The 13,754-nt window shown below is 51.8% G+C and carries 22 protein-coding genes; 15 read left to right on the top strand and 7 right to left on the bottom strand.

Going from position 1 to position 13,754, the window contains the following annotated elements; all coding sequences use genetic code 11:
- From VGS11_03835 to VGS11_03825, 3 genes are all read right to left on the bottom strand, one after another.
- Window positions 1-593, bottom strand: a 593-nt coding sequence (locus VGS11_03835; GenBank protein HEV2119229.1) for an AAA family ATPase, incomplete at its 3' end; no start/stop codon positions are given.
- 227 nt (window positions 594-820) lie between these two features.
- Complete coding sequence (locus VGS11_03830) at window positions 821-1,207, bottom strand: class I SAM-dependent methyltransferase (protein HEV2119228.1); 387 nt, start codon at window positions 1,205-1,207, stop codon at window positions 821-823.
- 126 nt (window positions 1,208-1,333) lie between these two features.
- The gene (locus VGS11_03825; protein HEV2119227.1) at window positions 1,334-2,020 is read right to left on the bottom strand and encodes a hypothetical protein; all 687 of its coding nucleotides are present in this window, start codon (window positions 2,018-2,020) and stop codon (window positions 1,334-1,336) included.
- Window positions 2,021-2,212: 192 nt separating this feature from the next.
- On the opposite strand from VGS11_03825, the gene VGS11_03820 reads away from it, so the two are divergent.
- Window positions 2,213-2,500, top strand: a complete 288-nt coding sequence (locus VGS11_03820; GenBank protein ID HEV2119226.1) for a 4a-hydroxytetrahydrobiopterin dehydratase — start codon at window positions 2,213-2,215, stop codon at window positions 2,498-2,500.
- 43 nt (window positions 2,501-2,543) lie between these two features.
- Here VGS11_03820 and VGS11_03815 read toward each other — a convergent pair whose 3' ends face one another.
- The 4 genes from VGS11_03815 to VGS11_03800 form a co-directional block, all read right to left on the bottom strand.
- Window positions 2,544-3,833 carry a hypothetical protein gene (locus VGS11_03815; GenBank protein ID HEV2119225.1) on the bottom strand — a complete coding sequence of 430 codons (1,290 nt, stop codon included), beginning with the start codon at window positions 3,831-3,833 and terminating at the stop codon, window positions 2,544-2,546.
- A 596-nt stretch (window positions 3,834-4,429) separates the two neighbouring features.
- Window positions 4,430-4,882: a hypothetical protein gene (locus VGS11_03810; GenBank protein HEV2119224.1), complete on the bottom strand. Its 453-nt coding sequence runs from the start codon at window positions 4,880-4,882 to the stop codon at window positions 4,430-4,432.
- A gap of 4 nt (window positions 4,883-4,886) precedes the next feature.
- Window positions 4,887-5,597, bottom strand: a complete 711-nt coding sequence (locus VGS11_03805; GenBank protein ID HEV2119223.1) for an RAD55 family ATPase — start codon at window positions 5,595-5,597, stop codon at window positions 4,887-4,889.
- 180 nt (window positions 5,598-5,777) lie between these two features.
- The gene (locus VGS11_03800; GenBank protein HEV2119222.1) at window positions 5,778-6,581 is read right to left on the bottom strand and encodes an ATPase domain-containing protein; all 804 of its coding nucleotides are present in this window, start codon (window positions 6,579-6,581) and stop codon (window positions 5,778-5,780) included.
- 947 nt (window positions 6,582-7,528) lie between these two features.
- Here VGS11_03800 and rplV point away from each other — a divergent pair.
- Genes rplV through VGS11_03730 form a run of 14 tightly spaced genes read left to right on the top strand, consistent with a single transcriptional unit; the run spans window position 7,529 to window position 13,751 of the window.
- Window positions 7,529-7,996 (top strand): 50S ribosomal protein L22, encoded by a 468-nt coding sequence (rplV, locus tag VGS11_03795; protein ID HEV2119221.1) that lies wholly within the window; start codon window positions 7,529-7,531, stop codon window positions 7,994-7,996.
- A 3-nt stretch (window positions 7,997-7,999) separates the two neighbouring features.
- Window positions 8,000-8,752 (top strand): 30S ribosomal protein S3, encoded by a 753-nt coding sequence (locus VGS11_03790; GenBank protein ID HEV2119220.1) that lies wholly within the window; start codon window positions 8,000-8,002, stop codon window positions 8,750-8,752.
- On the top strand, window positions 8,730-8,948 hold the full coding sequence (rpmC, locus tag VGS11_03785; GenBank protein ID HEV2119219.1) for a 50S ribosomal protein L29: 219 nt from the start codon (window positions 8,730-8,732) through the stop codon (window positions 8,946-8,948). Before VGS11_03790 ends, rpmC begins: the two co-directional genes overlap by 23 nt.
- A gap of 3 nt (window positions 8,949-8,951) precedes the next feature.
- Window positions 8,952-9,227, top strand: a complete 276-nt coding sequence (locus VGS11_03780) for a ribonuclease P protein subunit (protein ID HEV2119218.1) — start codon at window positions 8,952-8,954, stop codon at window positions 9,225-9,227.
- Entirely contained in the window at window positions 9,221-9,556 is a 336-nt protein-coding gene (locus VGS11_03775; GenBank protein HEV2119217.1) for a 30S ribosomal protein S17, read from the top strand. The genes VGS11_03780 and VGS11_03775 overlap by 7 nt, the downstream gene beginning before the upstream one ends.
- A gap of 38 nt (window positions 9,557-9,594) precedes the next feature.
- Window positions 9,595-9,993: a 50S ribosomal protein L14 gene (locus tag VGS11_03770; GenBank protein ID HEV2119216.1), complete on the top strand. Its 399-nt coding sequence runs from the start codon at window positions 9,595-9,597 to the stop codon at window positions 9,991-9,993.
- 1 nt (window position 9,994) lies between these two features.
- Window positions 9,995-10,366 (top strand): 50S ribosomal protein L24, encoded by a 372-nt coding sequence (gene rplX, locus VGS11_03765; protein HEV2119215.1) that lies wholly within the window; start codon window positions 9,995-9,997, stop codon window positions 10,364-10,366.
- Window positions 10,367-10,369: 3 nt separating this feature from the next.
- Window positions 10,370-11,113 (top strand): 30S ribosomal protein S4e, encoded by a 744-nt coding sequence (locus VGS11_03760; GenBank protein HEV2119214.1) that lies wholly within the window; start codon window positions 10,370-10,372, stop codon window positions 11,111-11,113.
- A gap of 5 nt (window positions 11,114-11,118) precedes the next feature.
- Entirely contained in the window at window positions 11,119-11,655 is a 537-nt protein-coding gene (locus VGS11_03755) for a 50S ribosomal protein L5 (GenBank protein ID HEV2119213.1), read from the top strand.
- A 7-nt stretch (window positions 11,656-11,662) separates the two neighbouring features.
- Window positions 11,663-11,827 carry a 30S ribosomal protein S14 gene (locus VGS11_03750; GenBank protein ID HEV2119212.1) on the top strand — a complete coding sequence of 55 codons (165 nt, stop codon included), beginning with the start codon at window positions 11,663-11,665 and terminating at the stop codon, window positions 11,825-11,827.
- A gap of 7 nt (window positions 11,828-11,834) precedes the next feature.
- A complete protein-coding gene (locus VGS11_03745; GenBank protein HEV2119211.1) occupies window positions 11,835-12,218 on the top strand; it encodes a 30S ribosomal protein S8 in 384 nt (127 codons plus the stop codon).
- 9 nt (window positions 12,219-12,227) lie between these two features.
- Window positions 12,228-12,806 carry a 50S ribosomal protein L6 gene (locus VGS11_03740; GenBank protein HEV2119210.1) on the top strand — a complete coding sequence of 193 codons (579 nt, stop codon included), beginning with the start codon at window positions 12,228-12,230 and terminating at the stop codon, window positions 12,804-12,806.
- 1 nt (window position 12,807) lies between these two features.
- The gene (locus VGS11_03735) at window positions 12,808-13,326 is read left to right on the top strand and encodes a 50S ribosomal protein L32e (GenBank protein HEV2119209.1); all 519 of its coding nucleotides are present in this window, start codon (window positions 12,808-12,810) and stop codon (window positions 13,324-13,326) included.
- Window positions 13,323-13,751, top strand: coding sequence for a 50S ribosomal protein L19e (locus VGS11_03730; protein ID HEV2119208.1), 429 nt, complete (start codon window positions 13,323-13,325; stop codon window positions 13,749-13,751). The genes VGS11_03735 and VGS11_03730 overlap by 4 nt, the downstream gene beginning before the upstream one ends.
- Window positions 13,752-13,754 lie beyond the last annotated feature (3 nt).

Raw genomic sequence — 13,754 nt, 5'->3', positions numbered from 1 at the left:
AGCTCTCGCAGGACGATTATCAGAGATAATCTTACAGGACGGCCTGGACGTTCCTCCTGAATGCGTGTGAGGTTGTAGAGACTAGTGGATCCTTCTGCTTTGATGAGCGAATCCGCCTCGTCGAGAGTGAGGATGATGTGGAGGTTCTTGTCCTCTAGCTGGTCCAGAAGTATGTGGAGTAGTTCTTCGCTCGAGAAGCCTCGTTGTGGGAACTGGGGCGTGAACGTCTGGAGGACCCGTTTGAGGATCATGAAGAGACTTCCACGGTACTCGCGGCAGTTCACGTGGATGTACTGGAGATTGAGTTTCAGAGTCTTAGCGGTGCGCTGGATATCGGTCCCGAACCGCTGGGTCAGAACTGTCTTGCCGGTTCCGATGTCTCCGGTTATGAGGACTTTGGGGCTGGTTGTTCCGGGTTTGTCGATGACTGATCGGAAGAGTTCGGCGAGGAATCGCAGCTGGTTTTCACGGTGGGGTAGGCGTGGTGGGAGCCATTCGAGGCTGAGAGGGCTTTCGTCTTTGAATATGGTGGGTCGTGAGAGAGCGTCCCGTACTATTTGTGAGGGGGCTGATAGGCTGGTTTTCTCGATCATTGGGAATACTTACACCTGAAAGCTCTCAAACTATACTGATGAACGTATAAGATGAGCAGAGGTGGATAAAAGTAATCATCTACGCGAGAGACGACTCGCCCACAGTTTTGCCGACCTAGGACATTTATTTCCGGACAAATGCTTGTCAGGATGTAGAAGCAACGTCTCCAAATGAAATGAGCCCGGCAAGACACTAAGAAAGAAAGGAAACGTAAGTTCGCAACATTTTACACTATCATTTTCCTGATAGCCTTCGTCAACACGTTTCCCCAGTCCTCTTTCAATTTCCAAATGACAACGTTGGGAATAAGTGTCTTGATTTTCCTGAGCTTGAATGGAAAGTGCGTCTCAAGTATCATGTTGCGTTCTGAACCTTCAATATCGATCTTAATCGAGTCCACAAGCGCTTGAACTATCACTACTCGATGATCATTTCCGAAATTCTTCTTAAGCAGCTCCACCGCTTTTGGACTGGATTCGATGCAGATCACTCTTTTCGCTCCATGATTAAGGTAGAAGAAGGCAGTTTCTCCGCAACCAGCCCCGACGTCAAGGACTGTGCCTTCTACTGGCAAGTACCAGTCATGCCAACCTTCCAGCTCTTGTTCAACCATTAATCGGTGGTCTTGATCGAGCTCAATTTCCCTGAAATCCTGAATTGAACACATAGTCGCTCCTCATTGCGACGATTCTCGGATACACTTGTCCATTACTCTTTCCCATCGGAGCACGTTGCTGAGCTACATTTTTCCCCTCAACAACTCCCCAGCTGAGCATCTTAGTCGCTTAATAGGAGCGTAGACCGTGGGCTCTCTCCACAGCTTCACGCTATAGTTCAGGCAGGCCGTTATTCCGTTTCGTCTTGAAATATCGCATAGATAGTTGTGTTCACATCCATATTCGGGGGTCCAGTCGGATGGAAGTCCATAGCCCCCCCTCTCCCACACAATTCTTGGATATATGTAGCAAGCCCCGACCGCTTTGACTTTCCGCAGCCCGATGATTTGTCTTGCTTGTTCGAATTTTTTTCTACCGTATAGTCGTATAGTTGCTTCTGGCGTAGTCCAAGTATCCCAAAAGTGAACGAAAGGGCGAATTCTTGTCTTGTTCAGAGCCCAGGTGGAAGCTCCCATGATGCAGGGGTCTTTCTGACTAGCAGATGTATAATCGGAAATGAGCTGCTTTGCTTGATCCAAGAATCGAAGGTAGTAACTGTCAATCATGAGCACGTGTTCTGTCGCGGGGAACGTCTCTAGTGCACCCCTGACAGCATCGTTTCGTCGAGATGCGAGATACTGCACTCTCTCGCGGGTTTTCTCCCTGCCAAAAGGCTTCCAATTATCCGTGTAACAGAAGAATGGTACTGATGAGATCCCCCAGCGTTCTATTTGTTTGCTTATGCATACCGCAGTCAGAGTTTCTTGCATCTAGCCGTTTCACATTCAAGTAACGTTTGTTTCGCTTCGTGATCCTGCTATTCTTCCTTGAGAGCGACTTATATCGAAGGCCATGGGTAGAAGATTATTAGTCTCTCCATTGGATATCCCTGAAAGGTCTGGTTGTTGACTTTAGAGGATCTCGCGAAGAAGACCTCTCATGAACGAAAAGGGGTTCCGCCGATGACGAAGGATGAAGTTGGAAGATACTTGCTTGACCTCCCTGGGTGGATCATGATTGAGAGTTCCATAGAGAAGGAATTCACCTTCAAGTCCTATTTACGAGGTTTGGATTTTGCCTATTCCGTAGGAAAGATAGCTGAGGAACAAGATCATCATCCCGACATTCTGATCAAATGGAGACGGGTGAAGCTAACGTTGTCTACTCACTCTGTCAAAGGACTGAGTGAAAATGACTTCATAGTGGCTGCAAAATCCGAACTAAAATACCGAGAGTTTGGCCTCGGTTGAGGCGTGGGTTGCTCCGTATCTCTGTCGAACAGTGTTCTGTTCTTCAGTCGATCTTGCTTCTGAAGATGCCCCTTTTCCACACAACCACCCCAACTGCAAGGGCTCCGGTTAGGGCGACCGCGGTGGTGGTCAAGGCCGGTCCTTGAGCACTCAGCCAAGTTGGTTTCACCTCAAAAGTCGTCAGTGCCGACGCGTCTTGCACATTTGATACGTGAGCTCTTGCAACGACAGCATACGTTCCGACAGCTCCATTCGTTGGAATCCTATATGAAGAACGGAACATTCCGCTGCCGATATAGGTAGCTGTGAGGGAGACATTGGATCCATCGGGTCTCGTTAGCGTAAGTTGCAATCGAAGGGTTGTGAAGTTGAGGGGAGCCCCGCTGATGGTGGCTAGTGTGTATATTGAGGCGGTGTCCCCTGGAAAATAGAGCGTCCCCACATCTACGTTGATCGACAATGTGTCGATGCGAGTGACGGTGAAATTTGCGATAACCGAGATCTTGCTGAATGGGTCAACCGTCTTGACTAGGTGAGGTCCAGGTTGAGCCTCAGGGACATTGAAGGTGAAACTGAAGGATCCGTTTGTGGGACTTGCAATCCCTAGAAATACATCGTCGAATGTCACCTCAACCTGAATGGACGGGATCCCAGACCCTTGCACTAGGACTTGTGTTCCAATCGGCCCGCTGCCTGGATTTAGGTGGATTGAGGAAACGATGAAGAACCCGCCGAAAACCACTCCTGCAGGGTTCCCGGCATAGTTGCTCGGGCAGCAGAGTCCGAAAGGTCCGTTTTCTGCGCGAACTGTTAGGATATTAGTTCCGGTCTTCAGGAACGGCGATAGATCGAAAGCTGTCAAGGAGCTCTGAGCCAGCACGGCTGCCGAATAATCTGATATGCTTCCTATGTTCCCAACGACGTGCCCGTTGACGCTTACCTCTGCAAAATCATCAGCTGAAATCGAAATCGATCCAAACACTTTGGTTCCGTTCAATTGAAAGGTTTTGGAGAAGAAGAACTGGTTGAATTCTGCTGGTGTTGTCGTTCCGTTTATGTCGGGTGCCCACATCCAATGCGCGCCCTGAACGGAGGATAGGTCTGCAGTCCATCCACCGGTGGTGTGTCCATAGATCGTTGCTCCAATGGGGCAGGGTGAAGGGATAGAGGTTGTCAAACACACTAGCTGAGCAAAACCAAGAGATGTCGCCGATCCTGAAGCCGGGTCGGCGTTATAGACCTGCCAACTCGTATCTGATACGAACTTGACCGCTCCAGAAGCTCCAGAGGAGCTTGCATGAGGAATCAGGAATGGCAGCACTAGCGTAATCAAGAAAACAGAAACTATTATGGACGTAATCTCGAATTTTCTCATAGGCCGACCGGCCAACAGTTCGTAAGTCTATAGCGGATTAAAGCCTTCCGAAAACTAGGATAGAAGTGTTCGGTGAAAATATACCTCGCGGGGTAGATTCCAACCGTAGGGAATCCCGTGATATCTGGGCATGTTTGGTGCTGGAGACTTTTCCAAAACCGCGGTCGGGTCGTCGCCAAGCAAGTCAATTGCAATACGGTTTCCGATAACCCATTCCTATCATTGGAGTGGCGGGTATCTGTAGGAACGGCTCAAGGCACGATCCCTTTGCGCCTATCTTCGCGTCTTCAGGGCTTCTTCTACAGCCTTGAGTCGGTTTTCGATGGCTGTGAGACGGTCCAAGATTTCCTTTAGGGTTCGAATGCTGTCGTCGTTTCTCGGTACATACTGGTTCGAGGGCCTCAGGGGTGATGGGATCGGTTCAATCGGCGTAGGATGAAGCGGGTCAAACGGTCGTCTGGGTTCCATTTGATCCTCCCTTGTCTGCTAGAGGCTTTTGATAGTTTCTGTTCGGATCGTTAGAAACAACCAGTAGACGTGCCGCGTGGAGACAGCTACCCAAAGTATTTGCGGACCATCTTGACCCCGACGTCGCTAGCGGCCCATTTTTCGCCATTGAACTTGACCGCTCCTAGCCTCTCAAGATTGGCTAGATGTTCCCCGAGTTTCTCTGCAGGGAATCCTTTCTCTTTGTGTCCCGGGTAGACATCGCCGAGCGCCTTCGCGACCTCCTTCGCACTCTTCGGGGTCTCACAGATTCTGACGATCTGAATGTTCACTTCGGTTGTTGTGAGTATCCTGAAGATTTCTTCTTCTGACAAGCGGGGTTTTGTCAAGCTGAAGCTGACCGCTCCGGACGCTTGTGATGGCCCGGTTTTCGGCCCGTGTCTTCTGCGTCGGATAACTCTGTAGCCGATTGCTCCCCACGTCGCGGCAAGTAGCGACCAGAGAAAAGTTGTGTTTACAAGAAGCCCGGTGATATCTTCGAATTGTAATGTCACTATCATTTTTCTATCTCACTCTGTGCAGTGCTGCCATCTCTATTCCTGCTGGACCCACCCGGTAGGCGTAGACTTTCATGTCGCCCAGTGCTCCGGGCATTTTCAATACTCGCATCTTTCTTGCATAATCTTCGCCGCCGAATGGTTCCGTTGACAAGTCAACAACGCCATCGCTCAAGTGCTGAACGGTGTTCTCAATATGTTCGGTGTGAATCCCCTTAGACGCTAGCAACAACGCGAGCCCACCGGTGGATCTAACGTGATTCTGCAAGATCTTCAATGTCTGCTCCACTGCTGGAAAGGGTGCAGAACGGATGATGTCGCTCAGACTATCAATCACTACAGTCGTGGTGCCTAGAGGAGTGATGACCCGTGGAAACTCTTTGGCCAGTAGGTTAGCTGGGCCAATGTCCCAGGAGACCTCTCCTGAGATCTTTTCTTTCTTCATGCTGAAGCTGTCGATGAACCACATTTTTCTCTTCTCGAAGTAACTGTCAAGGTTCCAGCCGAATACCGTCATCTCGGCGACAACATCCTCCCATGATCTACCTGTTGTGAAATAGACTGCCGGCCTTCCTTCTCTCAGGCCTTGGTAGAGAATCTGCTCGGCGCAGGTGGTCATTCCAGAATCGGCTTCGCCGAGGAACGTGATTATGCTGCCTGAAGGTAGGCCGCCGATCGACTCGTCGAATGCTCCGATACCGCTTCTAATATTCGCCATCTTTTTTTCTACCCTGAATGGTGCCCCTGTTGGTCCTGTCTGTTCCGGTACTGGTCCGGGTACCCTTGCTGGTATCCTGATTGGTCGGGGGCTGATTGTTCCACTTGAACCCCTTGTTCCACTACCCCTGCCGCTTGGGATACTGGGATGTTACCTGTCACGACTTCTTCGGAGCTCGTACTACCGCCGGCTTCGGCGCTTTCTCCCGCTATTGCTGTGGAGGCGCCTGCGGCCGTGGCTGACGCTTCGAACACCGACCGGTCCCTTGATGACTATGCCATCAGGTCCGATAGCGAAGGCGTAATCGTTCAGGCTGTGGCTTGTTCCCCGCATCTTCCGGACGAACAGCTTCCGAATTGGCGAGCTCTGGCGGACGAGCGACAAGACCATCACTCCGGTAGCGAGGAATTCCTCGATACCATAGCGACTGATCAGTCCGGACCCCTCGACGATTTCAGTGGTCATCAGTGTTGTGCATCCAACGTCTTTCAGTAGGAGTCCTACTTCGAGGAATATTTCTCGTAGAGTGTTCAGGTCGGTTACGCGGAAGCCGAATCCTGGAAGAGAGTCAACAACTAGTCTTGTTGCTCCTAGTTGTTCGACTAGTATTTTGACCTCGGAGAGTTTTGATCGTAGGTTGTAGAGGATTGATTGGAGGCTTTCTTGTTCTGTGACTTCTGATTCGACGCGTTGGTAGACGGCGTCTACCATGCCGATTTTTTTCTCGTTTTCTAGTTTCTTGAAGTCCCATCCGAAGCGTAGCATGTTGGCTTTGAATTCGGAGGGTGGTTCTTCGGTGCTGACGTAGACTCCTGGTTCGCTGAACTTTGTGGCTCCTTTGTAGAGGTATTGTCCGCAGCATATTGTCTTCCCGCATCCCGCTCCTCCCGCTAGAAGGACTCGGGCGCCTTTGGGGAAGCCGCCTTCGAGAACGTGGTCCAGGCCTGGTATCCCAGTATGGACTCTTTCGATCGCGGTTTCCATAATGGACCGAGGCTAGGGCGGTTGTGAGCTACCATAAGGCTACAGTAACCCTGTGGCCAATCCACAGGTTACACCACAGATCATTTCTCGACGAGACCCCTGAACGAGGGTCAGGCGTTTAACAGGCCGCCCGCGCGGTCAATCATAAGGGATTGGCCGAATGCGCTCTCAGGGCGGAATAGCAAGGGCATGCAGCCGCGCGCAGAGTTCCCAAGTCTAAGACTGGACTTCTAAGTAAGCTTGCTTTTCTCCAGCAATTCTTTTCGTGCAACTTTTCTTTTCCGCTCAACTATTTTTTCTCCTAAGCATTATGCGATTTCGCTGGGGCGGGTCGGTTTTTCCCGTCCGCGCTCTTCACGGGGGGGAGAAATGGCAACCATGATCTCTAGATAACGAGGCCGGACGTAGCAGTTAAGCCGGTTTAAGGAGCAGTTTTTCATCCGCCGGTTTTGGTTCAAGGTAGAAAAACGTCCAACCCCCGGAACCGATAGGCATCGCAAAGACGTTAAACGTCCGACAACGACATATCCATACGTTTCTCAACGCGATCAACAAGAAAGCCCTCGATCCCACCAGGGGGTCTGTTTTTCCCGCGCTCCGCCCTTCGTGAAAACGCCTGGGAAGCCACGTTGAATGGTCGGTCCCTGTACAGTCTTCCTTCGTGAGATCGGCCCCGAGCCCATTGTCTCGCCAGATTGCCAGCTATCGAAGAAAACTGGATCTTCACGCACGGTCAACCGACTAGAGAAAGGAGTCTGCAACTCTCCGAAACCTGCGTCTCGAAGCCCTGGCCTGCTGGCCGGCTTTGAATTAGGACGCCATGAAGAGGATGATGCTGATGACTCTTTGACTTTTCCTCCTCCGGGAAACAAGTAATTTCCTTCTCGGTTCCCCAAAGGGTTTTTAGCTTGAGGGCTGGGGCTCCTCGAAGCTTTCGGTGAAAAAGAGTGCCGGGACGAGGATACTCAGTTACGGGCTTGGACCCAGACCGTACTGTGAAGTGTTCTGGCCGTCAACTTCGAATATCTCCGAAAGCATCCGTAGAGCTCTGTCGAACGATTAGGGGAATGAAGCTTCCTGATGCGAAAAGGCTTCTTGAACGCGTCGTCGAGTTGAAACAGGCAGTCGCCTACCGTCGATTTCACAAAGAAGTCCCTCACCGGCGACAGCTGAACGAGCATTTCTATGCAGGCCGTTTTCCGCAGAAAGCCGCCGGCCGACTCTTCAAACTCTTAGAGGAATTGGAGGCGAACGCCGAGTACCGTAATCTTGATACGGAAAGGCTCAAGATAATTCATGCGGCCGCGCAGCGGGCGACAAAGGTTCCCAAGAGAAACCCGCGAGCCTTCGGTCGATCCGATCTTTTGCAGGGAACGATGACGCACATCGAACTTGTCGGCTACGAGCTGGAATAATTCTTGTCAGTTACCAAGTATTTTGTCAAAGACGTTTCTCGACGCCTCGAAATTGACGAGCACCTCGCGCTGGAATTGAAACGCGCCGGGTACAGCCACGTCGAGCTGACAAAGAGCCCAGTCGGCACGAGAGTCGTCATATACGCCGCTAAACCCGGAATGGTCATTGGCCGAAGAGGCCAGAGTATTCGAGATTTGACAAAAGTTCTCGAAGAAAAATTCCATATTGAAAATCCCCAGCTTTCTGTCGCGAATATTGACGTTCCAGAACAGGACCCCAAGGTCGTCGCGTCCCAGGTTTCCCAGGCTCTCCAGCGAGGCGTACACTTCCGTCGCGCAGCCTACTGGGCCATTCAGAGAGTAATGGAATCACAAGCACTCGGGGTCGAGATCACCATCCGAGGAAAGCTAACAACAGAACGATCACGGTTCGAGAAGTTTAAGGCCGGCTACCTTCCCAGAGTCGGAGATCCCGTGCTGAAGAGTGTGAAGACGGCGGTCGCCGATGTTCAGTTGAAACAGGGCCTTTTCGGAATCAACGTTCGCATCCTACCCCCACAGATGAACTACATCGACAAGCCGATCATGCTGACACCACCTGCAGAGACAACGCCCCAACCCGCCACGCCAGCGAAGCAAATCGAACCGACAGTCGCCCCAGAAGTTGTGGTCGAGGAGAAGACCACGGCCGGGGATGTTGCCGTTGTCGTAGAGGACAAGGAGGAAAAGGAAACTGGCGATTCTGAGAAAGCGTGAGCTCAATCAGATGCTCCCCGAAGAGCGGCGAAAGAAGGTAACGGAGTTGCGAGCAGAGCTGACGAACATTCGCACATCGGTGAAGTCAGGTGGAACAGTCGACAACCCGGCGCGAATACGCGAGCTCCGCAAGACGATCGCGCGCTTGTTGACAGCTGAAAACTCGCCCACGAAACCATCACCGGAGGCGGCGTAAATCGTGATCACACCTCAGAATATTACTGCCCACGAATGGATCGGGCTCAAGGTCAAAATTGCAAAATCCACGGACCCAACCATCCAAGGACTAGAGGGCGTTGTGCGAGACGAGACGATGAACACATTCACCATAGAATCCAAGGGAAAAATCCGACAGGTCCAGAAACAAAAAACAACCTTCCGAGCTGAGCTGCCTACCGAGAAGGTGGAAATCGATGGATCTCTCCTGAGATTTCGGCCTGAGGATAGAGTGAAGAAGGGGCTGCGGAAATGGTAGTCAGAAATACCGGGCTCGACGTCAAGCCTCCGAAAACGGGATGCAACGATCCACTGTGTCCGTTCCACGGACACCTCTCGGTCAGAGGAAGAGTCTTCGAAGGGACAGTCGCGGGCTCACGATCCCCCAAGACAGTCTCGGTCGAACGAGCTTACCTACACTACTATACAAAATACAGCAGATACGAAAGACGAAGAAGCAAAACACTCGCCCACAATCCGCCTTGCATCTCGGCTGCAGAAGGAGACAAGGTCACCATTGCAGAATGCAGGCCTCTGAGCAAAGAGGTCACCTTCGTTGTCGTTGAAAAGACTGGAGGCGTAGCCTAACGCCTGCGCCAAAGACTCGAGCAGTCAGCGCGCGGGGAATGATAGAATATCGGCCTAAGGTCGCGCGAGGTCTGCCGGTTGGCTCACGGATGACATGCGCTGACAACACAGGCGCCAAGGAATTGAAGCTCATTAACGTCCGAGGCTATCACGGAAGACTTAGACGCGTCCCCGCCGCCTGCGTTGGAGACATGGTTATGATCACTGTAATGAAAGGCTCACCCACCCTCAGAAAACAAGTCTTTCCCGCTGTCGTCGTACGGCAGGCAAGAGCGATTCGGCGACCAGACGGGACGCGCTTAAGTTTTGAAGATAATGCCGCAGTCATCATGACTCCTGAGGGGGAGCTCAAGGGCACAGAGATCCGGGGGCCCGTGGCGAAGGAGGCTGCTGAGCGATGGCCAAGAGTCGCGAATCTAGCGAGCACCGTGATCTAGAATGGTTACATCCAAACCGTCCAAGCAAAGGAAGAGATTCTATAACGCTCCCCACCATCGCAGACGAAGAATGCTCTCCGCCCGCCTCTCCGACGATCTCACCAAGAACCATAGGGTCCGACGATTACCTGTGAGAAGTGGCGATAGCGTCCGCGTCATGAGAGGAGACTTCGCAGGGCTTGAAGGAAAAGTCCAGCGAGTAGACTATTCAAACGGCAGAATCTTCGTTGAAGGAATGGCCCGAGAGAAATCCGCAGGCGTCTCATCCCAGTTACCAGTTCATGTCACGAAAGTCCGTATAACAAACCTCAATCTCTCAGACAAGTGGCGCAGCGGACTGCTAGCTGAAAGAGGAAAATCCCGAGAGGAATAAGAGATGGCTAGAAAATTCGGGCCCAGACAGCTAAAACGAGAACCCTCACCAGGCTTCTGGCCAATCCACCGGAAAGAATACACGTGGGCTCCCAGAACGAAACCGGGACCCCACGCGCGCGAAAAAAGTCTACCCCTGATAGTAATCGTTCGTGAGTCCCTTGGGCTTGCAAATATCGCCAAGGAGGCCATCAAGATCATAAGTGAGGGTAAAGTCAAGGTCGACGGCGTCGTCCGGCGTGATCGCCGTTTCCCCGTAGGGCTGATGGATATTGTCCAGATCGAAGGCATCCCACAGATTTACAGGGCGCTACCGAAGCCGAACAGAGGACTTGTCCTATCCCCGGCCCAGGACAAGGAAGTTGCGTACAAGATCTGCAAGATAGTCGGAAAACAGAACGTGCCGGGTGGAAAATTGCAATACAGTCTCCACGACGGAAGGACTCTGCTTTCTTCGGCGAAAGACATGAGGCCCGGTGCTGAGGAACTCGCAGTAGGAGGCGCCATCCAGCTGAGCTTTCCAGTACAAAAAATTGTAAAGTATGTTCCATTCCAAGTCGGAGCCCTCGGACTTGTCATCGATGGAAGAAACCAAGGATATTACGGAAAGATTACCTCAATCACCCCCGGGACCTACGCGCGCCGGAAAATCGTAAGAATAGAGACGGGAGCGGAAGGCTTCGAAACCCCAGCTGAGTACGTAATACCGATCGGAACTGACTCACCTCTCGTCACCTTGGAGAAGTGAGTGCAATGCAAGCTGCTGAGACCGTTACTAAGACAAATCCGCTCTTGAACATCAGAATCGAAAAAGTCACGATCAACATCGCCACAGGAAAATCCGGAGAGCCATTGGAGAAGGCAAAGAAAGTGCTCAACCAATTGACAAATAAGACCCCAACCACCAAACTTGCGAAGAAGGCAATCAAGGACTGGGGAATACGCAAAGGCGAACCCATAGCCACTGTTGTAACACTCCGGCGGGAAGAGGCCGGCCAATTTCTCACGCGAGCCCTTGATGCAGTTTCGAACAAAGTCAACGATTCCTGCTTTGACGACTACGGTAATTTTTCGTTTGGAATCAAAGAACACATCGAAATACCAGGTACTAGATATGTGCCGGAGCTGGGTATCTTTGGCGCCACCGTCCACGTGACCCTAGAACGACCAGGCTACAGGTTGAGACGGCGCTCGATCCGACCAGCGAAAATTGGGAAGAATCATTATGTCTCAAAGAAGGAAGCGATCCAGTTCATCCAGGAAAACTTCAGAACACAGGTAGGAAGTTGATAATTAGATGGCTAAGATAAAACCGAAGAAAGTCCGAAAATATGGAAAAGGCGCTCGACCGTGCAAACGCTGCGGTCAATATGGGCCCATAGTTAGAAAGTACGGGCTAAACTTCTGCCGACAGTGCTTTAGAGAAGTCGCAGTCGGCCTCGGATTCAAGAAGTACATGTGATCACACAATGGAACCAATTTCAAACATGTTCTCAGCCATACTCAACAACGAGCGGAGGCACAAACACGACTGCATCGTATACCCCGCCTCGAAACTCATGGGACAAGTGCTGCGTGTGATGCAGAAATACGGCTACGTGGGCGAATTCGAGTTTGTAGATGACGGTCGCGGCGGAAAGTTCAAGATCCAGCTCCTAGGCAGGGTAAACAACTGCGGTAGCGTTCGACCCAGATTCTCTTCCACGGTAACAGAATACGAGAAATGGGGAAAACGATACCTCCCCTCGAGAGATGTCGGAATCCTGATCGTAACGACCCCGAAGGGTGTTGTCGCACACAAGGAAGCAAGGGAGATGGCATCCGGAGGCCTACTCCTCGGATACGTTTACTAGGTGGATAATATGGCGCGTTTCGAAACCCTACAACGCACGATTCAGGTTCCGGACGGAGTTACAACGGAAGTTAACGGGAAAACCGTGAAGGTCAAGGGTCCTCTCGGGACTCTCCAAGAGGATCTATCCCATCTGCCAGTAGCGATCACCCAGACTGGTCGAGAGATCCAGGTTTCGGTCACCTGGCCTCGTAAGCGAGAGATTGGCATGCTTGGAACGGCAGCGGCCCACATCCGAAACATGATCAGAGGCGTCACGAAGGGATATCGGTACAATCTCAGAACCGTGTACGCTCACTTTCCAGTCACCGTTAAGGTAGACGAAAAGGCCAGAGCGCTCAAAGTCGAGAATTTCACTGGAGAAAAGACACCGCGATCAGCTCAGATACTGGACGGCGTCAAGGTTTCGGTCAAGGGAGACGATATTACAGTGGATGGAATCGACATCAAAGCCGTAAGTCAGACCGCCGCTAACATACAGAACTCGACAAAGATCAAGAAGAAGGATCTCCGAGTCTTCCTAGACGGAATTTACATCGACACAAAGACCAGTCTCGAGACACCTGCCGGACCAGCGAAGGTCAAGTAAAATGGCGAATAATAGCAAGCCCGCGTTCAACCGGCAAGAAAGCTGGCGGTACAAGCGAGTCAAGCCTGCATGGAGGCGAGCCCGCGGAGTCACAAGCAAGATCCGAAAGGAAGAAGCAGGCTGGCCTGCCAAGGTCAAGGTAGGCTACGGGACGGCAGCAGCAACCAGAGGTCTGCACCCGCGCGGCCTAAAGGAACGCCTTATCCATCAAATGTCAGAGCTCGAGGGACTAGACCCGAAGATCCACATCATCAGACTCTCAGCTCGAATCGGAGAACGGAAGAGACTAGTTTTGCTGGACGAGATACGACATCGAAACTTCCACATCGCCAACCCGGGCAAGGAAGAAGAGAAACCCGTCACAGCTGAAGAGCCGATCGAAGAGGCTTCAAGTTCGGAACAAATTCAAATCCCCTCCGCACAAACAGAGGCAGAGGAAGCCGCCGAGGAAGATCCTCTGCCGGGGACGAAGAAAGCGTCAATGAAGCGAGACGCTAGCCAGGAGGAGGAAGACAAGTGAGCCTCAAAAGTCAGAGACGGCTCGCGGCAAGTCTTCTCGGCTCTGGCCAGACCAGAATCTGGATAGACCCTGAAGAAACGACCAGGGTTGAATCTGCAATCACGCGTCAGGAGGTCAAGTCGCTCATCGATAGCGGCAGAATACAATTGCTTCAGAAGAAAGGGGTTAGCAGAGGCCGCCACCGAATGAAATCGGGCCGACGGAAGAAAGCTGGTAGCCGAAAGGGTGGGCAGAAGCCAGGCAAGGAAGCTTGGGTCCTCAAGATAAGGGCAATCCGACGGCATCTTCGATTCTTGAGGGACAAGAGACAGTTGGCCCCTGCCAGCTACAAGCTCCTGCTGGGAATGTCCAAAGGAGGGGCGTTCCGAAGCCGCTCGCACGTCGATGAGTATGTAAAGGCCCATCAGCTTCAGAGGAATCGCTAGAAC

The sequence above is a fragment of the Candidatus Bathyarchaeia archaeon genome (assembly GCA_035935655.1).
Lineage (GTDB): Archaea > Thermoproteota > Bathyarchaeia > 40CM-2-53-6 > 40CM-2-53-6 > 40CM-2-53-6.
This window is presented reverse-complemented; position numbering and strand designations above follow the sequence as displayed.